Origin of the sequence: Hungatella sp. SB206 (assembly GCF_051132295.1) — a bacterium.
Classification (GTDB): domain Bacteria; phylum Bacillota; class Clostridia; order Lachnospirales; family Lachnospiraceae; genus Hungatella; species Hungatella effluvii.
In genome coordinates this window covers 5,801,961-5,822,662 of record NZ_CP096603.1, presented here as the reverse complement: position 1 = coordinate 5,822,662, position 20,702 = coordinate 5,801,961, and the positions used below count along the sequence as shown (strand labels likewise).

19 protein-coding genes and 1 pseudogene are annotated in these 20,702 nt (G+C 46.4%); 17 read left to right on the top strand and 3 right to left on the bottom strand.

Translation table 11 applies throughout. The features are described 5' to 3' along the window. The first annotated feature begins 186 nt into the window (after nucleotides 1-186). Genes ftsE through M1L66_RS25795 form a run of 4 tightly spaced genes read left to right on the top strand, consistent with a single transcriptional unit; the run spans nucleotide 187 to nucleotide 4,314 of the window. A complete protein-coding gene (gene ftsE, locus M1L66_RS25810) occupies nucleotides 187-873 on the top strand; it encodes a cell division ATP-binding protein FtsE (protein ID WP_002602300.1) in 687 nt (228 codons plus the stop codon). Beyond that, nucleotides 863-1,774 carry a permease-like cell division protein FtsX gene (gene ftsX, locus M1L66_RS25805; RefSeq protein ID WP_055654328.1) on the top strand — a complete coding sequence of 304 codons (912 nt, stop codon included), beginning with the start codon at nucleotides 863-865 and terminating at the stop codon, nucleotides 1,772-1,774. The genes ftsE and ftsX overlap by 11 nt, the downstream gene beginning before the upstream one ends. Nucleotides 1,775-1,786: 12 nt before the next feature. Then, nucleotides 1,787-2,989, top strand: a complete 1,203-nt coding sequence (locus M1L66_RS25800; protein WP_434688779.1) for a murein hydrolase activator EnvC family protein — start codon at nucleotides 1,787-1,789, stop codon at nucleotides 2,987-2,989. A gap of 23 nt (nucleotides 2,990-3,012) precedes the next feature. Next, nucleotides 3,013-4,314, top strand: a complete 1,302-nt coding sequence (locus M1L66_RS25795) for a S41 family peptidase (protein ID WP_434688778.1) — start codon at nucleotides 3,013-3,015, stop codon at nucleotides 4,312-4,314. Between the two features lie 85 nt (nucleotides 4,315-4,399). On the opposite strand, the gene M1L66_RS25790 is transcribed toward M1L66_RS25795, so the two are convergent. Further along, on the bottom strand, nucleotides 4,400-5,842 hold the full coding sequence (locus M1L66_RS25790; protein WP_187024650.1) for a phospholipase D family protein: 1,443 nt from the start codon (nucleotides 5,840-5,842) through the stop codon (nucleotides 4,400-4,402). 67 nt (nucleotides 5,843-5,909) lie between these two features. Then, the gene (locus tag M1L66_RS25785) at nucleotides 5,910-6,941 is read right to left on the bottom strand and encodes a threonine aldolase family protein (protein ID WP_434688777.1); all 1,032 of its coding nucleotides are present in this window, start codon (nucleotides 6,939-6,941) and stop codon (nucleotides 5,910-5,912) included. Between the two features lie 65 nt (nucleotides 6,942-7,006). Between M1L66_RS25785 and M1L66_RS25780 the strand changes: the two genes are divergently transcribed. The 5 genes from M1L66_RS25780 (at nucleotide 7,007) to M1L66_RS25760 (ending at nucleotide 11,312) form a co-directional block, all read left to right on the top strand. After that, nucleotides 7,007-7,213 (top strand): hypothetical protein, encoded by a 207-nt coding sequence (locus M1L66_RS25780; protein WP_434688776.1) that lies wholly within the window; start codon nucleotides 7,007-7,009, stop codon nucleotides 7,211-7,213. A 115-nt stretch (nucleotides 7,214-7,328) separates the two neighbouring features. After that, the gene (locus M1L66_RS25775) at nucleotides 7,329-8,654 is read left to right on the top strand and encodes a phosphoadenosine phosphosulfate reductase (RefSeq protein ID WP_025531406.1); all 1,326 of its coding nucleotides are present in this window, start codon (nucleotides 7,329-7,331) and stop codon (nucleotides 8,652-8,654) included. Beyond that, on the top strand, nucleotides 8,644-9,225 hold the full coding sequence (locus tag M1L66_RS25770) for an IbrB-like domain-containing protein (RefSeq protein WP_187024653.1): 582 nt from the start codon (nucleotides 8,644-8,646) through the stop codon (nucleotides 9,223-9,225). The genes M1L66_RS25775 and M1L66_RS25770 overlap by 11 nt, the downstream gene beginning before the upstream one ends. Before the next feature lie 232 nt (nucleotides 9,226-9,457). Continuing rightward, entirely contained in the window at nucleotides 9,458-10,165 is a 708-nt protein-coding gene (gene vanR, locus M1L66_RS25765) for a VanR-ABDEGLN family response regulator transcription factor (protein WP_434688775.1), read from the top strand. Further along, nucleotides 10,152-11,312 (top strand): sensor histidine kinase, encoded by a 1,161-nt coding sequence (locus M1L66_RS25760; protein ID WP_003500226.1) that lies wholly within the window; start codon nucleotides 10,152-10,154, stop codon nucleotides 11,310-11,312. The genes vanR and M1L66_RS25760 overlap by 14 nt, the downstream gene beginning before the upstream one ends. Nucleotides 11,313-11,326: 14 nt before the next feature. On the opposite strand, the pseudogene M1L66_RS25755 reads toward M1L66_RS25760, so the two are convergent. Next, a pseudogene (locus M1L66_RS25755) lies at nucleotides 11,327-11,476 on the bottom strand (TetR/AcrR family transcriptional regulator); the annotation flags it as partial. Nucleotides 11,477-11,623: 147 nt separating this feature from the next. Between M1L66_RS25755 and M1L66_RS25750 the strand changes: the two are divergent. The 8 genes from M1L66_RS25750 (at nucleotide 11,624) to M1L66_RS25715 (ending at nucleotide 20,697) form a co-directional block, all read left to right on the top strand. Continuing rightward, nucleotides 11,624-12,553: an AraC family transcriptional regulator gene (locus tag M1L66_RS25750; RefSeq protein ID WP_003500230.1), complete on the top strand. Its 930-nt coding sequence runs from the start codon at nucleotides 11,624-11,626 to the stop codon at nucleotides 12,551-12,553. Nucleotides 12,554-12,566: 13 nt separating this feature from the next. Then, nucleotides 12,567-12,998, top strand: coding sequence for a DUF3788 domain-containing protein (locus tag M1L66_RS25745; protein ID WP_002591367.1), 432 nt, complete (start codon nucleotides 12,567-12,569; stop codon nucleotides 12,996-12,998). Between the two features lie 137 nt (nucleotides 12,999-13,135). Further along, the gene (locus M1L66_RS25740; RefSeq protein ID WP_434688774.1) at nucleotides 13,136-15,265 is read left to right on the top strand and encodes an ABC transporter substrate-binding protein; all 2,130 of its coding nucleotides are present in this window, start codon (nucleotides 13,136-13,138) and stop codon (nucleotides 15,263-15,265) included. A 33-nt stretch (nucleotides 15,266-15,298) separates the two neighbouring features. Then, entirely contained in the window at nucleotides 15,299-15,805 is a 507-nt protein-coding gene (locus M1L66_RS25735) for a hypothetical protein (RefSeq protein ID WP_434688773.1), read from the top strand. 22 nt (nucleotides 15,806-15,827) lie between these two features. Further along, a complete protein-coding gene (locus tag M1L66_RS25730) occupies nucleotides 15,828-17,774 on the top strand; it encodes a hypothetical protein (RefSeq protein ID WP_434688772.1) in 1,947 nt (648 codons plus the stop codon). Next, nucleotides 17,764-19,005 (top strand): hypothetical protein, encoded by a 1,242-nt coding sequence (locus M1L66_RS25725; RefSeq protein WP_434688771.1) that lies wholly within the window; start codon nucleotides 17,764-17,766, stop codon nucleotides 19,003-19,005. Before M1L66_RS25730 ends, M1L66_RS25725 begins: the two co-directional genes overlap by 11 nt. Then, nucleotides 18,989-19,861: a carbohydrate ABC transporter permease gene (locus M1L66_RS25720; RefSeq protein ID WP_117633451.1), complete on the top strand. Its 873-nt coding sequence runs from the start codon at nucleotides 18,989-18,991 to the stop codon at nucleotides 19,859-19,861. The genes M1L66_RS25725 and M1L66_RS25720 overlap by 17 nt, the downstream gene beginning before the upstream one ends. Continuing rightward, a complete protein-coding gene (locus M1L66_RS25715) occupies nucleotides 19,858-20,697 on the top strand; it encodes a carbohydrate ABC transporter permease (RefSeq protein WP_434688770.1) in 840 nt (279 codons plus the stop codon). The genes M1L66_RS25720 and M1L66_RS25715 overlap by 4 nt, the downstream gene beginning before the upstream one ends. Nucleotides 20,698-20,702 lie beyond the last annotated feature (5 nt).

The following is a 20,702-nucleotide window of genomic DNA, read 5'->3' as shown; positions in this document are numbered from 1 at the left end:
ACAGTAAGAAATCAGCGTTGTGCTGGCACAAAAGCGGATTTCTTGCTGGCTCTTTTCATAGGGCGAAGCCCGGAAACCGAGACAGCGTGCCCCGCTTCATCGGGTATGAAGCGAAGCGGAATCGAGGTTTGCACTGCGGGGGAGTGAGTCGCGACAAAGGAAATTAAAAGACTTCAGAGGATAAAGATGATCGAACTGTGGAATGTAAATAAAACATACGAAACCGGAAACAAGGCTCTGCGTAACATCAACATCACAGTTGAGGACGGGGAGTTCGTTTTCATCATCGGCCGGAGCGGCTCTGGAAAATCTACGCTTTTAAAGCTTCTTTTAAAAGAGGTGGAACCGACGTCCGGCAAAATTATTGTTAACGATATGAACCTAGGGAAGATGCCCAGGCGCTACATTCCAAAATACCGCAGGAGGCTGGGCATGATATTCCAGGACTTCCGGCTGTTAAAGGACCGCAATGTCTATGAGAATGTGGCATTTGCGCAGCGTGTCATCGGCGCTTCCGCAAGGAGCATCAGAGAATCGGTTCCAACCATGCTGACCATGGTGGGACTCTCATCGAAATACAAATTTTATCCGCAGCAGCTGTCAGGAGGCGAACAGCAGCGAGTTGCGATTGCAAGGGCACTGATTAACCGCCCGGAGATACTTTTAGCCGACGAGCCTACGGGCAATTTAGATGGCCACAACTCTATGGAGATCATGAAGCTGTTAGATGAGATCAACAAAAGAGGGACCACGGTAATCGTAGTTACCCACAGCCATGAAATCGTAGACCGCATGAAGAGGCGGGTTATCACCATGGATCGTGGAACCATCGTAAGCGACGAGAAAAAGGGCGGATATACACATGAGGATTAGTACATTTTGGTATTGCCTGAAACAGGGCGTAAATAATATATGCAGAAATATTCTGTTTTCGCTTGCTTCGATCGCGACGATTTCTGCGTGTATTTTTTTGTTTTGCCTGTTCTTTTCCATCGTAGTCAATGTGCAGTATGTGGTTAAGAATACGGAAAGCACGGTGGGAATCACCGTATTTTTTAATGAAGGTACAACGGATGAGACAATTGCCCAGTTCGGCGAGACTTTGAAAGCGAGACCGGAAGTAAAAGAGATCAAGTTCAAGTCGGCCGAGGAAGCATGGGAAGAGATAAAAGGTGATTATTTCGGAGAGGATAAGATGGATTTGGCGGAAGGCTTCCGTGACGACAATCCGCTTGCCAACTCTGCTTCTTACGATATTTTCCTGAATGATCTGGAAAATCAGGAAGAATTTGTTGCCTGGCTGAAGAGTCAGGACATTATCAGAAGGGTGAACTATTCCAGCACCGCGGCGGAAGGAATTACCAGCATCAATAAGGTAATTGGCGTTCTGTCCGTGATGATTATCGGTGTTCTCCTGGCGGTTGCCATTTTCCTGATCAGCAATACGATCTCGGTTGCGGCTGCATTCCGGAAGCATGAGAACGAAATTATGAAATTAATCGGAGCCACGAACTATATGATTCGTGCGCCGTTTGTAGTAGAAGGGGTGCTTTTGGGAATCTTCGGAGCTTTGATTCCCCTCGTCGCCATCTATTATCTTTACCGGAACGCGGTGGGATATGTGGTGGAGAAGTTCAGCATCCTGTCCGGCCTGTTCCAGTTTCTGCCGGTTGAGCAGATATTCCCGTATATGGCGGGAACCGCGCTGGCGCTGGGCGTCGGAATCGGATTTTTTGTAAGTTTCTTTACAATTCGTAAACATTTAAAGGTATAAGGGGAACTGCATATGAAATACAGAAAACGGATAGAGGCGGCCGTCATGACCGCAGTCCTTACCGTATCCTGTATATTTCCTTCCTATGGTACAAAGACTGATGTAGATGCGGCCAGAGAGAGCAAGTCAAATCTGGAAAACGAAAAGAAAGAAATAGAGAAGACGATTGAAAAACTGGAAGTGTTGAAATCTGACACCGCATCTTATGTAAATCAATTGGATGCGGAACTGAATTCCTTAAACAAGCAGGTGACCGCCCTTAATTCCCGCGTTGCGGCAAAGGAAGCGGAGATCGAGGAGGCGGAGGCAGAGCTGGCCGCCTCGAAGGAAGACGAGAGACGTCAGTATGAAAGCATGAAGCTTAGAATCCAATATATGTATGAAAAGGGTGAGACCAGTTATTTAGACTTGTTGTTTAAGTCGGCCGATCTCACCCAGCTTTTTAATCGTGCGGAATATATCAGTCAGATTGCGGCATATGATAGAAAAATGCTGGATCAGTATGAAGCGGCCAGTGAAGAGGTGGCTGCCAGAGAGGCGGACCTAAAGGCAGAACATGAGGAGCTGGTAACGCTTAAGACTAATACGGAAGAAAAGCAGAAGGACGCTGAGCGTCTGATGAATGAAAAGACAGCGGAACTGAAATCCTATAACAGTAAGATCGCAGCCAGCGAGGGAAATCTCTCTGATTTAGAAAAAGACATCGCTGCGCAGGAAGATAAAATTAAGGCTATTGAGGCTGAACTCAAACGAAAAGAAGAGGAAGCGAAGAAGGCCGCATTAGAGGCAGGGCAGAAGTATAATACCGTTAGTATTGGGAATATTAACTTCATATGGCCATGTCCGGCCAGCAGCAGGATCACCTCCTCGTTTGGAGACCGGGAATCTCCGACGGAAGGCGCGTCGTCCAGCCATCAGGGCATTGATATCGGCGCATCCACGGGCAGCAGCATTCTGGCGGCGGCTTCAGGTACCGTAACCATATCTACATACAGTTATTCTGCCGGCAACTATATCATGATCAATCATGGAGGAGGTGTCTCCACCGTTTACATGCACTGTTCGGAACTTCTCGTTTCTGCAGGGCAGGAGGTGACACAGGGGCAGGTAATTGCTAAGGTGGGCTCAACAGGTTATTCTACCGGCCCCCACCTTCATTTTGGCATCCGGGTGAATGGAAGTTACGTTAATCCCATAAACTATGTAAGTCCATAACCCGAAAGACAAGGAGAATAACATTGGAAAACAAAAATAAATTTTGGAAAGGCGCCCTGGTCGGCGCACTTCTGACAGCATTTGCAGGACTGATCATCGTGGGCATGTCCCTCGGAATATTTCTGATTGGGAGAACCGCGATCGACGGGCCACAGCAGGCGGCCGAATCGAATCAGGCAGAAAACCAGGATGGTTCGCTGGATTTAAACCGGATCACGAAGAAGATCACTACGCTTCAACAGATTATAGATAAATATTATCTTTTCGATGAAGATGCCACGAAGGTGGAAGACTGGATCTACAAGGGCATGATGTATGGCTTAAACGATCCGTATACGACGTATTACACCGCTGAGGAGTACCAGAAGTTAAGCGAGGATACGGAAGGCGAGTATCATGGAATCGGTGTCATGATCAGCCAGAACAGAAGCACCGGAATTATTACAGTGATCAAGGTATTTAAGGATACTCCGGCGGCGGAAGCAGGCATGAGGCCGGGCGATGTTCTCTATAAGGTAGGCGACATGGAAGTTACCGGAATGGATATGGATATTCTGGTAAAGGATTATATCAAGGGAAAAGACGGCTCCGAAGTGGCTCTCACTGTCTTCCGGCAGGATGAGGGCGAATACGTCGATTTGAAGATGGAACGCCGCAATGTCACGGTACAGACGGTGGAATACCAGATGCTGGAAGACCATGTGGGGTATATTGCGGTGAGCCAGTTCGATGTAGTGACAGCCGATCAGTTTAAGGCCGCGGTCGATGATCTGGAGAAACAGGGCATGAAGAAGCTCCTGGTTGATTTAAGGAACAACCCGGGCGGCGTTTTGGATACTGTGGTGGGTATGCTGGATTATATCCTTCCGGATGATTTGATTATCGAGGGTGATAAGAATCTGGTGCGTACCAACACGGAAGCGACGCTGCTTGTGTATATGGCCGATAAGAATGGCAAGGGAGGGCAGGAATACGCCTCCGACGGTCATTCTCTCGATATTCCGATGGCTGTTCTGGTCAATGGAGAGTCTGCCAGCGCCTCCGAGGTATTTACGGGAGCCATGAAGGATTACGGTAGGGCGACAGTTGTGGGAACAAAGACATTTGGCAAGGGGATCGTGCAGAATCTGATTCCTCTGGACAATGGAACTGCCATCAAGATGACTACGGCTCACTACTATACACCGTCAGGCTTCGATTTACACGGTAAGGGAATCGAACCGGACGTGGAAGTGGAGCTGAAAGAAGAGTTAAAGAATCAGATTACGGTGGATGTGAAGGAAGATAACCAGATTCAGGCGGCCCTGAAGGCGCTGGATAAATAACTGGTTCCGAAATATGGGAAGGCAAAAAAGGATTAGAATCGAAGGCATGAAAGCCCCGGATTCTGATCCTTTTTTCTTCGTCTTCTTATATTAAGTAGCGGAACAGCTGGAAGAGACGGGAGGTAACGGCAAAGATCCATTTCTTTTTCGCAGGGACCGGTATCACCGGAACGTCCGGGTCAGGGACATAGGAGCCGTCTGCCCGCACCACCAGGGAATCGGCTTCCAGATTGTCGATGCAGGCCTTAAGCTGTTGGTTGAACGCTTCTCCGTCGATGACCAGCATGGTCTCCGTATCCACATAGGTGCTTCTCATATCCAGGTTATAGGACCCCACGATAGAGAGACGGTCGTCCACCAGGATCGATTTTCCGTGGGAAGAGTGATCTCCGAAATATTCACGGAGTGAAACTCCTGTATCCAGTATTTTTCCGCGGTTTCTCGTGTAATCGGAGGAGGCCATAAAATTGTCGCCTACGGAAGTCGCGTTTAAAAGCATGGTGACCTCCGGTACGGAATCGGTGATTTCCTTCATTCCTTTATACATGTCTTTGCTGAAGACAGCGTATGGAGTGTGGATATAAGCCTGTTTCTCCGCATGCGCCATCAGGTACTGGACCTGATACCAGACCCAGGGCTCCTTGGCAAGAATGTGGGTGGGATTGGAGATCAGGGTGGCCTTGTTGATTGCCACGGTCTCCGGTCCGTAGTCGTGACCGGCCAGAACCAGCTCCGGCATGGCTTCTTTCAGGGTTTGGTAATACTCGGCCAGCTCCGCCCTTGCAGCAGGCAGTTTCTTCTTCATGGATGCGGAGGGGGCGTTAAACACAGTTTTGCAGTACCCGGACTGCCACATCGCTTCGAAATATTCGTATGCTTCCGACAGAACGCTGGAGGACCATGCCTCCTCCTGGCCATGCTTCGTGTTATAGATCATCACGTCACGGTCATAGCTTAGATTGCGCAGATTATACTCTCCAAGGAAGTAATCAAAGGTGTTGCGGCCGCCCAGCAGCAGGAGCTTATCGTCAATAAGCAGATATTTGTCATGCATGCGCCCGTTGATGGTCCACGGCTTCAGCGGGTTGGGAATATTATAAAATTTTATCTCAATGTTCGGATTGGTCCCTGCCGCGTAGAAGATCGGGTTTCCCTGCATATGAAGGGTTCCGTACAATCCGTCTACCAGAATCTGGACCTTTACGCCACGGTCCGCAGCCTCCAGCAGGGAAGAGAAGATATCCCGGCAGCTGGAGCCGTCCCGGATATCGAAGGTGGAGAGCACGATGCGTTTCTCCGCCTGATGGATCATTAAAACTCGGCTTTCCAGGGCATCCATGCTGGTCTCTACGACGCGGGCCCTGTCAACACTTTCTGTCTCCGAATAAAAAGAGGCTGGTTCAAAGTTATTTTTAAATTCTTCTCCCGTTTTCTTTGTATGTACGAAGGGAAGCAGGGCCCCTGCCGCCAGGTAAAGCAGATAGAGCAGCAGAGCCCATCTCAGGATGACGAAAATACGCCGTTTCATATCATATCAATCCTTTTTTACAGGTAAAGGACACTAATACTGCAATCCGTAGTGTCCTTATATGTAATTATTTAATTTTGCAGTTTTGAAGGGCTGCGACGAAGGCGTGACAGGCGTCTTCTCTCGTGGCCCAGGAAGTGACGAGACGGATCGCACTGGATCCGTTGGTGCCGCGTTCCTGAATGGAAAAGAGAAAATCCGCGCTTAAGGCTTCGATGACCGCATCCGGAAGGATGGGGAACAGCTGGTTTGTCATGGATTCCGAGAGAAAGGAGTAACCGCACTGTTCAATCCCTTTTCTCAAGATGGCCGCCATATCGTTGGAATGTGCCGCCATATCGTAGAATAAATGGTTCTGGAACAGCTCTTCGAACTGGATTCCCAGAAGCCATCCTTTCGCCATCATGGCGCCGCGCTGTTTGATCATGAAGCGGTAATCCGGCTTTAATTCGTCTCTGCAGATGATGAGCGCCTCACCGAACAGTGCGCCGGCCTTGGTGCCGCCTATGTAAAATACATCCACCAGCTCCGCAATATCGCGTAGGGTCAGATCATTGACCGGGCTGGTCAGTGCCGCTCCCATGCGGGCTCCATCCAGGAAAAGATAGAGATCATTCTGGCGGCAGATATGGTGCAGGGCCTCTAAATCGGCTTTTGAATACTGGGTTCCGATCTCCGTGGAGTTGGAGATATAGACCATCTTAGGCTGAACCATGTGCTCATCGGTATGCGCATCCAGCGCCTTTAAAACGTCTGCCGGGGTTAATTTGCCATCCTTAGACGGCATGGCCAGAACTTTATGGCCGGTAGCCTCGATGGCTCCTGTTTCGTGGACATTGATATGGCCCTTGTCTGTGGCGATAACAGCCTGCCACGGGCGAAGCGCGGCGGCGATGGTAATTAAGTTCGTCTGGGTTCCGCCGGTAATAAAATGGACATCCGCATCGTTTCGTCCAATCTCTTCTTTTATTAAGCGGCGCGCATTTTCGCAGTGAATATCGAGTCCGTATCCGCCGTTCTGTGCTAAGTTGCAGTTCATCATCGCTTCCAGGATCTTTGGATGAGCGCCTTCACTGTAATCGTTGTTAAAACTGTACATAAACAGTCCTCCCTGTATCTGATAGTCTGAGACTAATCATATACCAAATGAGGGGGAATTGCAAGGTGGGAGAGGAAAAGTGGAGGGGGGCTGAGAAGGTGGACGCGATCGTAGCGTTTGTGGAAGGAAGTATGGGGCTTGAGAACTCCTTAACTGCCGAACCGGCATCAGGGCAGCACCGCATCCATCAAATTATTCACAAATTGAGTACATATTATGTTGAATTTTTCTGCTCTCCATATTATTATTTTAGTAAGGTACATGATAAATGAGACAAGACAAAATGATAGTGGCAGTCATAGTCTGGAAACGTTAGAAGGATAAATGGCGGCCCAACAGGCGCTATTGTACGTTTTATACATGAAAGATAAGGAGTTTATTAGAGACATGAGAAAAGAATACATTAATATGAATGTATTCGATGCACTGCAGAAGAGATTTGCGTTTTTATTTCAGGAATTTAAAAATATTTATATCTCATTCAGCGGCGGCAAGGATAGTGGTGTTCTTTTGAATTTGCTGCTGGATTACCGGAATAAGTATGCTTCAGATCGGGTGATTGGCGTATTTCATCAGGATTTTGAGGCGCAGTATACCGTGACTACGGACTATATTACCCGCACTTTTAAGCGACTGGAAAACGAATCTGGCATAGACCTTTATTGGGTCTGCCTTCCTATGGCTACCAGGACAGCACTGAGTAGTTATGAGATGTATTGGTATCCCTGGGATGAAACCAAACAGGATATATGGGTGCGTCCGATACCGGAGTATCCCTATGTCATTAATTTGGCGAAGCCTTTTACCCACTATCGTTACCGAATGCATCAGGAAGATTTGGCAAAGCAGTTTGGCCGGTTTTACAAGGAGGAGCATGGGAATGGCAGTACGGTCTGCCTGCTTGGTCTGCGGGCGGATGAATCTTTGCAGCGGTACAGCGGTTTTGTCAATAAGAAATACGGATATCAAAACGAGTGCTGGATTTCCAGGCAGTTCAAAGACGTATGGTGTGCTTCACCTTTATATGACTGGTCAAATTCTGACGTATGGTGCGCTAATTATCGCTTCAATTATGATTACAATAATTTATATGATCTGTATTATAAGGCAGGATTAAAAATAGACCAAATGCGGGTAGCATCGCCTTTTAACGACTACTCCAAAGATGCTTTGAATCTATACCGCGTCATCGATCCGGAAATATGGGCGAAACTGGTGGGGCGGGTGCGCGGAGCAAATTTTGGTGCGATTTATGGAAAGACAAAAGCGATGGGGTACCGCAGTATTACGTTACCGGAAGATCATACATGGAAATCTTATACTCATTTTCTGCTGGATACATTGCCTGCCCGACTGCGGAATAATTATGTGAAAAAGTTTAATACTTCCATCCATTTCTGGCATGAGACCGGAGGTGGATTACCGGAGGAAACAATCCTTGAGCTTCTGGAAAAGGGATACCACATTCGGAGAAATGGTATCTCTAACTATACAATTAACAAAAATTCCCGTATTATTTTTCTTGGACCGATTCCCGATCATACCGATGATATCAAAAGCACGAAAGATATACCAAGCTGGAAACGAATGTGTTACTGTATTTTGAAAAATGACCATACCTGTCGATTTATGGGATTTGGGCTTACGAGGCAGGAACAAAAACGTGTGGATATTATTAAATACAAGTACGGAGGGATGATAAATGGTAAATAAGGAATTCAGAAGCCCAGTATACAGCATCATTGCGGTACCATTTGAAAAGATTGTACCCAATACCTATAACCCGAACAACGTGGCTCCGCCGGAAATGCAGCTGCTGTACAACAGCATCAGGTTGGACGGTTATACTATGCCGATCGTCTGTTATTATGTAAAAAGCAATGATAAATATGTGATTGTAGATGGTTTTCATCGTTGGCGGGTAATGCGGGATTACCCGGATATTTATGAGCGTGAGAAGGGGATGATGCCGGTTTCGATAATCGACAAACCGCTGTCCGATCGTATGGCCAGCACCATCCGTCATAACCGCGCCCGTGGAACACATGATGTGGACTTAATGAGTAATATCATTAAGGAGCTGCACGAGTTAGGACGTTCCGATGCATGGATTTCCAAACACCTGGGGATGGACCGGGATGAGATTTTGAGGCTCAAACAGATTACTGGCCTGGCTGCCCTGTTCCGCGATGTGAAGTTTGGACAGGCATGGCGGCCCGTGGAGGATTCGGTTCCAGGTGAAGAGCCCTCTGGCAGTGGGAAAACAGATACAGATTACCAGTGAATAGAATGATAGCATTGGCAAAAAACTGGATATGAGTTTTAACCATTCAAACTCCACAGACGGTTTTGAATTAATTTTCAGGCCGTCTTTTTATTTTTCTCTTACATGAGATTTAAATGGTATTTATGTCTATCTTAGGAAATAATTAATTATTTATCCAATATATATAAACACATTGGTGCCACAAATTCGATATAATATATATGATTTAAACTGAAAGGAGTGTCATGCTTTGCTTGAAAAAATACTTATTGTTGATGATGAGAAGGAAATTGCGGATCTGATTGAAGTATATCTTCAAAATGAAAATATGGATGTATATAAGTTTTATTCAGGGGAGGAAGCCCTTGTCTGTATTGGGAGTACGGACTTTGACCTGGCTATATTGGACATCATGCTTCCGGATATCAGTGGGCTTTCGATATGTCAGTCTATACGAAGTAAGGAGTACACATATCCGGTTATCATGCTTACTGCAAAGGATGGAGAGACGGACAAAATTACCGGGCTTACGCTTGGTGCAGATGATTATATTACAAAACCGTTTCTGCCTCTTGAGCTTGTAGCAAGGGTAAAGGCTCAGCTTCGCCGTTACAAGAAATACAATGTGGGCACAGCGGTTCCGGCAGCGAATGAAATCTTTAAGTATGCCGGATTGACGATGAACATTAAGACGTATGAATGTCGGCTTAACGGAGAGACGCTGTCATTGACTCCTACAGAATTTTCCATATTAAGGATTCTTTTAGAGCGCAGGTGCAGTGTTGTCAGTGCCGAAGAATTATTCCATGAAGTCTGGCAGGAAGAATATTATACCAAGAGTAACAATACAATTACCGTACACATCCGCCATCTTCGTGAGAAGATGAAGGATACCGGGGAAAATCCCAGATATATAAAAACGGTTTGGGGGGTTGGATATAAAATTGGGGAAATTTAAAAAAACAAAATATAACTATTCAAAGCTCGGCCGTATTACATTTATCAGAGGATTATGGATTACCATGGGAGCAGTTGCTGCAGTCTTTGCCCTGCGGATGCTGACGCGTGGACACTTGGCAGACGCGATTGTCGGGACAGTTGCACGCAGTCTTTCAATCAGTGAGAAGGAAGCTGATTTGATATATTTCAAGATAGTGACTGTCAATATGCAGTTTATTCTTGCGTTAGTCATAATCATATTTGTTTTTTTGTTATTCCACATGCTTTTGGATACATATAAAAGATATTTTGATGAGGTAGTTGCAGGGATTGACAAGCTTATGGAAGAAAGGGCAGCGATTTCCCTGTCTCCGGAACTGGAGAGTGTGGAGCATAAACTGGCCGATGTAAAGCGGACACTTGCAGAACGGGCGGATAAGGCTAAGAGGGCGGAGCAGCAGAAGAATGATCTGGTGGTATATCTGGCTCATGATATCAAGACCCCACTGACATCTGTGATAGGATATCTCAGCCTTTTGGATGAAACACCGGATATGCCCGATGAGGAGAAAGCAAAATATATCCACACTGCATGGGAAAAGGCGAACCGGCTCAGGACTCTGGTTAATGAGTTTTTTGAGATTACCCGCAGTCACTCAGAAGCTCTTCCGCTTCAAAAGACAAAGGTTGATCTTTACTATATGATTGCACAGATTTCAGATGAATTGTATCCGCAGTTAAATGCATGTGGGAAAATCATAGAGAATCATGTAGATGAGGACATATCTGTATATGGAGATTCTGATAAGCTGGCCAGAGTATTTAATAATATCCTGAAAAATGCCATTTCTTATAGTGAGGAAAACAGCGTTATCAAAGTATCAGCCAGAGAACTTTCAGAATGGACTGTGATTCAATTTGAAAATGACGGGGAAATTCCGGAGGATAAGCTCAATGTGATTTTTGATAAATTCTGCCGTTTAAGCAATGCGAGATTAAGTGAAACTGGAGGCTCCGGCCTCGGACTTGCTATTGCAAAAAATATTATTGTACTGCATGGCGGACAGATAAGGGCTGAAAGCAGTAATGGACGCACTGCTTTCATCATTGAAATCCCATCAGCATCATCAGACTGTCACGGCAGGGGCTACCTGTCAGCCAAATAACCAAACAAGTGCTGCTATTTTTTAACAACCTGTTCCACGATACCATCAACTAAAAGTGTTTGTATCTGTTCTAATTCTTCATCTTCCCTGAACTGTTCCAGGCAGGTCAACACAAAATATAGAGATTTAATCAATACAGTGTGAGGAACGGTAAACTGTACTCCCATTTGCTGGATAAATCAATCTGCGACAGCATGGGAGAAGTAGTGCCCTAGTACTACAGCGATTTCCTGAAAAAAAGCGCATTGTGTGATAAGCCCGGTAAAAAATAAGATGATATAATGTGAACATCAAATACAGGAGGTACAACAATGTACGCATGGGAAGCAATCGAACAATCCTTAACATTTATCGAGGAACACTTAACAGAAGAAATTTATACGGAGGAACTGGCAAATATTGCCGGCCTGTCCCCTTTCTATTTTCAGCGTTTGTTCAAGCGGCTGGTAAATAAACCGGTTCAGGAATATGTGAAGCTCCGCCGTCTGGCAAAGGTGATTGAAAATCTGGGTAATACCGAACAGAGAATACTTGACGCTGCCCTGGACTATGGCTTTACAAGCCATGCAAATTTTACGCGGGCCTTCAAGGAAACGTATGGAATCACACCCGAAGAGTACAGGAGAGATTTACCAATGCTCAACACATTCGACAAGCCGGAAGTTTCCATGAATTACGTCTTAGTAGATGAAGGGGTTCCGCTGGTGGTAGGAAATATCGTCTTGGAAATCCAGAGAAAAACGTTGACGGAACCGGAAGTTTACCTCGGCTTTGAAACTAAAGTCCGTATTTCCGAACAGATTCCGGCTGGTGAAAGCACAGGTGTAGATGTGCCGGGACAGCTCTGGAAACGCTACCATATGGAGAAGACGTTAATCGCAGAAGACGTCGATGCTAATGTGGAAATGGGAATGTCCCATACGGAAGATACGGCACAGGGCCTTTTCACGTATTTTGCGGGAGGTCTTGTTCGAAATATCCCGCATAAACAGGAGGGAGACTTTGTAAAGAGAGAACTCCCTGCGGGAGAATACATCGTTTGCAGGATTGAAGCAGAAAGTTTTGAGGATTTGGTAACGGTTGCCTTGAATCAGGGTGGAAAATACCTTTTTGGTACATGGCTGCCGCATCACAGCTTAACAACGGAGCCTTTTTCAGCAGAAAAGTATTATCGTGACCTAAAGGACATGGCCTGTATGGAAATTTGGGTCAAGCCCATACCGTTAGAAAAAAAAGAGTAGGAGGGATATTGGGATGGATTGGAATATGCTTTATACAAACGGCGATGCTCCATCTCTGAAGCAAATAGCGGAGTATATTGACAATCCGTTATGGGCAGAGTTTGACAGCCGCATCCGGTCCGCTTACCGGATTGAGCCTTATATGGATTACAGCCGCTGTTCCATGCAGCCAGGCTGGAATATTAAATACAAGAAAAGCGGGAAATCTCTTTGTACCTGTTACCCAATGCAGGGTTATTTTATCGCTCTTGTGGTGATAGGAAGCCGTGAACTTACGGAGGCAGAATTATTAATGCCGTTATTTTCTGACTATGTGCAGAAAGTATTCAGAGATGCAAAAACTGGTAACGGACAGAAATGGCTGATGTTAGAAGTACGGGATAAGGAGATTATGAATAATGTTTTTGAACTGATAAATCTTAGAAAGAGGAGTATATCGCCTTAGGAATTTCTTAATCATTCATTTACCATTCCATAGAAAATCAATTATCTCAAATTAAAAAATTGCCTGCTCATCAATGGTATGCTTAAACTGCCTGATAGAGCAGGCAATTTTTATATGAAAGGAGGTAATTTTAGAGTATGGAGGTGGCTGTGAGAAAGAAGTTAAGACGGATTTTTACAATAATGGGAACAACAGCACTGATTTTTACCATAACAGCCTGCGGGAACCGCATGGATGCCATGCAGCCGGATTCTTCCTATGTTGCAGACTTTTTTGATATTCCGGACTCAGTGACAGGAATCGAAAGACTTCTGCTCAAAGATGATATGGCCTATATGTGCTGTCTGGAGGAAGATGGCACGTCCTATCTGGCAGCAATGAACATTGATGACGGTAAATTTTTGAAACAGAATCTGGAGCTGGACGCCTCGGTTTCGCTTCTGGATTTTGGCTTTGCCCCGGACAACAGTATCTGGGCGGTTTGCCTGGAACAGGCCGGTGTCTATAGTTTAAGGAAATTTGACAACAGCGGTTCACTGGTTCAGTCGGTTGACCTGGCAGGTGTGATGGACACCTCAGTCATATCGGCAGTTGGAAGAGATTTGTTCCTCAGCATTGATAGAGAGGGAAATATCTGTGTGGCTGCTAAAGGCAGAAATACGCTGGTCTATCTGTTCGACAATGACGGCAGTTTCTTATTTTCTCTCGACTATGAGGGAAATCTTATGACAACCACAACGACTGCCGGGGGACAGATTGGTATTTGTGCAACTTCCCCGGACCGTATGAACTATGACCTGCTGACAGTGGACATGAAGAGCCTGGATTGGAGTAAAGATAAAATATATCTGGGCGCAACAGCAGGGCTGTACGGAGGTGTGAACAAAGATTTCTATCGGTTTGATTCTTCGGTTTTATATGGTTATGCAGCGGGCGCGCAGGAGGGCAGCCCGGTCTTTAACTGGTCGGATATGGGACTTGGCACATCAGAGGTTCATCTTGGAGAATGCACGGACGGGCGTTTTGTGGTCCTGGCAGCCTCATCTAATCAGACTGAGGTATTATCGTATGAAATGGCGGTTCTGACCAAGGGGGCGGATGAGAGGGAGAATTTGAGTATGGTGAGCCTGAGCGCGACCCCCGGCCTTGTCCAGGCCGTATCTGATTTTAACAAAACAAACGACAGGTATAAGGTTGAGCTGACAGAGTATTTTCCGTATGCGCAGAATGTGACTGACGAGGAATGGGATAATGCCATTATAAATCTTAATACACGTATCATCTCCGGCGATATGCCGGATATCCTGGATATGAGTCATTTGTCTGTACAGATTTATCAAAGCAAAGGGCTTTTAGAAGATCTCTATCCATATATGGAACATGATCCGGAAATCAGGAAAGAGGATTACTTTGAAAATGTCTTTGAAGCTATCAGCCTGGATGGAAAGCTGCCCTATCTTACGGACGGAGCAGCCATATCCACTATGCTGGCCGGTGAAGATATTGTGGCTGGAAACGATGGCTGGACCATTCAGGAGCTGGAAAAGGTCCTTGATACTTACGGAGCCAATTCCATAAACAATCTGTCTGGTGCTTCCTTCCTGAAAATCATGCTTCAGACAGATGGCAGTTTTATTGACTGGAATTTGGGCAAATGCTCTTTTGATTCACCTGAATTTGTAAAAATGCTGGAATTTGCCGGCAAAATACAGGAAAGCAGCCAGAACAGCTTTGGAGGAACGGAGATGAGCGAAAGCTATGCAGCAGCCTATGAGACTGTGCTGAGCGTTTACCACATCACCCGGTACAGAAATTACTACAACGGGAACCTGAGATTTCTTGGACTTCCCGGAGGCGGCGGTGAGTACCACGTAATCAAACCGGAAGTGAAGGTTGGAATCTCCTCGTCCGGCTCCCGGAAGGAAGGGGCATGGGAATTTGTCAGAACACTATTGACAGAGGAGCATCAGATGTCATGTATGATGCTTCCGATTCATAAGAGGGCGTTTGATAAGGTCACGCAGGCGGCGGTGGGGGGAAAATCTGTCTGGACATGGATTTACGAAGACGGCAAGGCAACAAAAGAAGATGTGGAGCTGACAAAGCAGCTTTTAAACAGCGCAGCCTATGTGGAGAATGACAATCAGACACTGGAATCACTGATATTGGAGGAGGCCCGGGAATATTTTTCAGGGGCCAGGAGCGCCCTGGAAGCGGCTGAAAGAATTCAGAGCCGGGCCAGTCTTTATATCAATGAACAAATGTAAAAATTTTATATGCAAAGGAAAGGATCCAAAACTATGAAAAGACAGCTTATGAAAAGAGGAATGATGGGGATATATGCAGCTATCTGCGCGGGGATGCTTTTGGTTACCGGCTGTGCAGGTACAGAGACAAATACAAAAACGGAAACAGAAAGATTTGATGCGACAGAGAGACAGGAAAGTAACCCTGTAATTACTGCCGGTAAGGAGGAGATGGATACCTTTGCAGATGCGAATGACATGATGAAGTCTGCTGATTTGAGCGGTACAGCCGGCGAATGCTCGGATACCGGGTGCGTGATTAATACATCGCCCTTTGCGGACGGCACTTCATCTTCAGGAGATGGGGGCAGCATGACGGTTACTTATACAGAAGACACAGTATTTCAAAAGGGAACCGTGAAATCGGATGGCAGCAGCTACTCTTTGGAGGACAGTGAAAAAGACAGGATAGGGGACAGTGATTTTGTACTGTGTTTTGGGAAACAGCAGGCGGACGGTTCTTACCTGGCAGACAGAATCATTATGATTGTGTTCAATTAACCTGATAGGAGATGATACAGCTATGCGTTTACATATTGGGGAAAAAATAAGAGAACAAAAGGCCATGCTCATTTCCGGAAAGAAATACAGGCCCCTCATAGAAGACCGTGTGCAGCGCATGGCTGTATATCTTATGATTGGATTTTTTACATTCATGTTAGTATGCACAATTATTTCCCGTGTATCGTATTCCTTTACTACCGCCCATGTTTCGGTAGCTTCGATGGCAGGCAAAACGCTGATGAACAGGGCTGAATTGGAGGGGATTATCTATGCGTCATCGGAGAAAGGGATTAGTCTTCCGGATGGCCTTAAGGCCGTTTCCGTCAATGCAGGGAAGGGCAAATCAGTAGAAAAAGGCGAAGCGCTGATAGAATTTGATGTCCCTGCCGCAGAAGAACGGATTAAAAAACTGGAAGAAGAAATCCGTATCCTTAATCTTAAATTGGATATTTCATCAAACAATGGCGGCAATGATGTGATTGAGGCACAGCGTACGCTGGAGGATGCCAAAAAGGCGTATAAGCGGATTGCTGCGAAGTATGCCAGGGCAGAGATGCGGCTGAAAGAAGATTATACAAAGCTTGAAGAAACACTGGCGGATGCGGAAAAGAATCTTATTAATAAGGCAGAAGCGCTTGTGAAGGAAGCGAGGGAAAACCTGCAAAATGTAAGGGAGGACGCGGAGGACGCCATCCGTGCCGCAGAACAGGCGCTGGATGAGGAATCAGAAAATCTTGATGATTCAGAGGATAGTTATCAGCAGGCATTAGAAGCGTATGAGCAGGCGAAAGAGGAACTTAATATGGCAAATCAGAGAGTCAGCGAAATAAAGGAAGCGATTGCAGGGAAGCAGCCGGATGATGCTACGGATTATACGGAGGAGCTGAAGGAGGCGGAGGAGGAACTTTCCATTGCGCAAAAGGCATTTAACCAGGCCAAAAAGGAACTTTCAAAAGCAGACTATAACTCATCGTCCTATGACAGGGCAGACGATAACCTGGATTCCATCAAGCGAGGCTGGAAACGTAAAATTGATAAAGCCAAAGATGCTCTTTATAAAGCAGAAACAGTGCTGGAAGCAGTCAGGGAAGGAAAAGATTTTTCAACTGAGTCTGCAGTCAGTGAGGCCCAGGCTGCTATTGATACTGCAAGAGAAGCGTTAAACCGTGCCCGGCGTGAGTCAGAGGATAACCAATATTCTGAGGAGGAAGAACTTTATGCTGCGGGAAGGGCAGTTGAGACCGCGCAGGCAGCATTGGAAGATGCCCGGAGACAGGCTGAGGTATTGCAGAAGGAAGGTGAGATTGACAGAATTACCTGTGAATCTGAGCGGTCAGATAAAGAGAAATCGCGTGCTGCATTACAGGAAATTCTGGATAATGGGGGACGCCTTTTGGCTCCGGCCCCTGGAACCGTGGTAAGGACGCTGGAACGTGGGGATCAAACAAAGGAGGGGGAAGATGCAGTCATACTTTCCTCAGCTGACAGAGGATTTGTTTTTGAAGGAAAACTGGATAAAGATTCAGCGCGCCGCTTTTCAGCCGGGGACAAGGGAGAGCTTTATTACAAATTGGATGGAAGCTCACAAAAAACAGATGTGGAGATTCAGTCTATCAGCACGCCGGACGAGTCGGACCAGGTTTTAGTAACTGCGGTTCTGCCGGAGGGAAGTTATTCTTCCGGTATGCCGGCACAGCTTTTTCTGAGCAGAAAGAGCGAGACGTACCAAAATTGTCTGCCTCTTACCGCACTCAGAAGTGATTCCGGCGGGGATCACGTTTTCGTACTCCGCAGACAAAGCTCCGTACTGGGAACAGAATGGGTCATTGCAAGGGTAGATATAACAGTAAAGGAAAGAGACAGTCAGATGATGTATGTTGATGGCGCGCTTACGTATTCGGATCAGGTAGTCATAAGCTCGAATAAGATCATATCGGAAGGAGACAGAGTCCGCATTGAAAATTGACAGGTTTGCCCATTACCGGGCGTTGACAATATCAGCATTACTGGCAGCGGTTCTTTGGTGTTTCGCCTGTTCTTTCTATAGTACGGCCATCGGTCACTGTACAAGTGTGAGCATTAAATGGGAAAAGGGCGGTGTCAGCCCCTCAGAGCTTATCAGGAAGCAGACGTATGCAAGGCAGGATGGAGCAGGAAACCAGCCGGAGGTCACCTTATGGGAGACATACCCGGAACAGGAGATAATGGCTTCAAATAAAAAGAAAATAAAAGCAGATATAGCTGCCGCCTTTGGAGACTGCGGGGATATTGTCTCCTCCATGCTGACTGCCGGTGCGTATCCGGCCAGAACGGATGCCTCTGGCTGTGCCGTCAGTACCGGTTTGGCATTCTCCCTGTGGGGCAGTACCAATGTGATTGGGATGCCGGTAAAGGTGGAAGGAAAGCAGTTCTATGTCCGCGGCATATTTGAGGAGGAAGAACCGAGGCTGTTCTTACAGGCACAGGCGGAATCGGAAAAACTCTTATCCAATATGCAGCTGACATTTACAGGTCCGGGAGCAGGGGAGAGGGCCAGTCAGTATCTCTCATCGGCAGGTTTTCCGGAGGGACGGATTCTTGACCTGACATTATTTGCATGGGTACTTGACATGATATTCCGGCTTCCTGCGGTCATTCTGGCAATTGGTATCCTTGGACGCGTGATCGGGCATGGAAAAAGGCTATGCCATTATCCCCTTCTGCTGGCTGTTTATCTTTTAATTGCTTTCGGTATATGCGCCGTATTATGGTTTTGTATAGACCTGCCTGAGTTTCCTTCCGAGTTTATCCCCACAATGTGGTCTGATTTTGAGTTCTGGGGAAATCTGTTTAAGGAGCAGGGGAAAAATATGGTCTCCTGGATGGCGGCCGGACCTGCCTTCCGGGATATGGAGCTTTGGATCTCGTCATTTATGGCAGTGCTGCTTTCTGTGTGTGCCTCTGCCTTTACGGCCGCCGCAGCAATGCTGGTATCCATACGCTCTTACAAAAGAATGATTGTCTATTGTGCGGCATATACGCTGACACTTTGCCTGATTTCATTCAAGATAGCCTCTGCTCACAATATGACCTTTTGTAAAGCAATGTATCTTCTGCCATGTCTTTGGATATGTGTGGATTTTCTCTTTTACTGTCTGAAAGAAACGCTTGCCGCCGATGTTCGTGAAGGGAGGATTTTGGATGAGGAAAAAACGTGAATACAGTGTTCCGATCCGGGAACAAATGGTACCATGGCTGTTTTTGCTGCCGAGCCTGCTGTTCGTAAGTATTATGGTGCTGATTCCTATGCTGGACGCTCTGCGCCGTTCCTTTTTCCTGGCTGCCAGTGACCGGTTTGTGGGATTTCAAAATTATCTGGCAGTACTGAAAAACCATGCGTTTAAGCTGGCGGCAGCCAATACAGCAAGATTTATCTTAGTCTGCATACCGCTTCTGTTACTCTTTTCCCTGGCTGTTTCTTTGATGCTGACCTCCTTCAGGGAAAAGCGCAGCATTTTCAAGACCTCGTTTCTTGTGCCCATGGCGATTCCCGTTGCTTCGATTGTTCTTTTGTGGCGGGTGATTTTTCATAAAAATGGACTTCTCAATGCATTCCTTGCACTTTGGGGTATGGTTCCGGTTGACTGGATTGGAAGTAAGGCAGCCTTTGGTGTGTTGGTGTTTGCTTATCTGTGGAAGAATTTCGGATATGATATGGTGCTGTGGCTGTCAGGACTCAGCGCCATAAATCCGGCATTATATGAGGCGGCGCAGATAGACGGCGCCGGAAGCCTCCAGCGGTTTGTAAGGATTACACTCCCCAATCTAATGCCCACATTATTTACCATTACCGTGCTGTCGCTGCTCAATTCCTTTAAGGTGTTCAGGGAGGCTTATCTGATTGCGGGAGGTTATCCGGATGACAGTATTTACATGCTTCAGCATCTATTCAATAACTGGTACGGCAATCTGGATGTGGATAAGATGTGTGCCGGAGCTGTGATGATGGCAATTCTGGTATTTATTTTAATATTACTGCTGCAAAAAATTATGAACAGAGGAGATAGGATATGAAAAAATGGCTTCTTGGCGTGCCCCTTGTTTTGATTGCGGTCTTTATATGGCTGCCTCTTTGGCTGCTGATATCCGGTACCTTTATGGGAGGGGCAGAGCTGTCTGAAAATCTTGCACCAGTCCTGGAAGGCAGGGGAGGAACGGCTGTATGGCCTGTAATTGCGCGTTATCCGACAGTGGCGGCATATGTGGAACTATTATTGGATACGCCCCAGTTTTTTACGGTATTCTGGAATTCCTGCATGCAGGTTTTTCCAATCATACTTGGTCATGTCCTTTTGGGCGCACCTGCGGCATGGGCATTTGCTAAGTTTCACTTTCGCGGAAAAAAGATACTCTATACTTTGTATATTGTCCTGATGCTGATGCCATTTCAGGTGACCATGGTTTCCAGCTATCTTGTCCTGAATAAGCTGGGCCTGATTGATACCGTATGGGCGGTCATTCTGCCTGGTGCGGCATCAACGCTTCCGGTATTCATAATGACACGTTTTTTTATGGACATACCGGAGGCGGTCATGGAGGCGGCAGCCGTGGATGGGGCTTCCTCATTTCAGACATTTTTACGATTTGGGCTTCCGCTTGGCGCGCCGGGAATCCTGTCGGCTGTGGTATTAGGGTTTTTGGAATACTGGAACGCAATAGAGGCGCCTCAGGCATTTTTAAAAACCCAGGCGCTCTGGCCGCTGTCATTATATATGTCAAACATCACAGCGGATAATGCCGGGGTATCATTAATCGCGTCACTGATTACACTGGTGCCTCCTCTTTTGATATTCCTGTTCGGTCAGAAATATCTGGAGCAGGGCATTATATCTTCCGGAATGAAAGATTAACACAG

Bases quoted from the DNA above. Each gene is read 5' to 3' on its own strand.
- M1L66_RS25750 (WP_003500230.1), top strand. From the start codon at position 11,624: ATGTACGCATGGGAAGCAATCGAACAATCCTTAACATTTATCGAGGAA.
- M1L66_RS25715 (WP_434688770.1), top strand. From the start codon at position 19,858: ATGAAAAAATGGCTTCTTGGCGTGCCCCTTGTTTTGATTGCGGTCTTT.
- M1L66_RS25770 (WP_187024653.1), top strand. From the start codon at position 8,644: ATGGTAAATAAGGAATTCAGAAGCCCAGTATACAGCATCATTGCGGTA.
- M1L66_RS25775 (WP_025531406.1), top strand. From the start codon at position 7,329: ATGAGAAAAGAATACATTAATATGAATGTATTCGATGCACTGCAGAAG.
- M1L66_RS25800 (WP_434688779.1), top strand. From the start codon at position 1,787: ATGAAATACAGAAAACGGATAGAGGCGGCCGTCATGACCGCAGTCCTT.
- M1L66_RS25730 (WP_434688772.1), top strand. From the start codon at position 15,828: ATGCGTTTACATATTGGGGAAAAAATAAGAGAACAAAAGGCCATGCTC.
- M1L66_RS25740 (WP_434688774.1), top strand. From the start codon at position 13,136: ATGGAGGTGGCTGTGAGAAAGAAGTTAAGACGGATTTTTACAATAATG.
- M1L66_RS25790 (WP_187024650.1), bottom strand. From the start codon at position 5,842: ATGAAACGGCGTATTTTCGTCATCCTGAGATGGGCTCTGCTGCTCTAT.
- M1L66_RS25720 (WP_117633451.1), top strand. From the start codon at position 18,989: ATGAGGAAAAAACGTGAATACAGTGTTCCGATCCGGGAACAAATGGTA.
- M1L66_RS25745 (WP_002591367.1), top strand. From the start codon at position 12,567: ATGGATTGGAATATGCTTTATACAAACGGCGATGCTCCATCTCTGAAG.
- ftsX (WP_055654328.1), top strand. From the start codon at position 863: ATGAGGATTAGTACATTTTGGTATTGCCTGAAACAGGGCGTAAATAAT.
- ftsE (WP_002602300.1), top strand. From the start codon at position 187: ATGATCGAACTGTGGAATGTAAATAAAACATACGAAACCGGAAACAAG.
- M1L66_RS25735 (WP_434688773.1), top strand. From the start codon at position 15,299: ATGAAAAGACAGCTTATGAAAAGAGGAATGATGGGGATATATGCAGCT.
- M1L66_RS25785 (WP_434688777.1), bottom strand. From the start codon at position 6,941: ATGTACAGTTTTAACAACGATTACAGTGAAGGCGCTCATCCAAAGATC.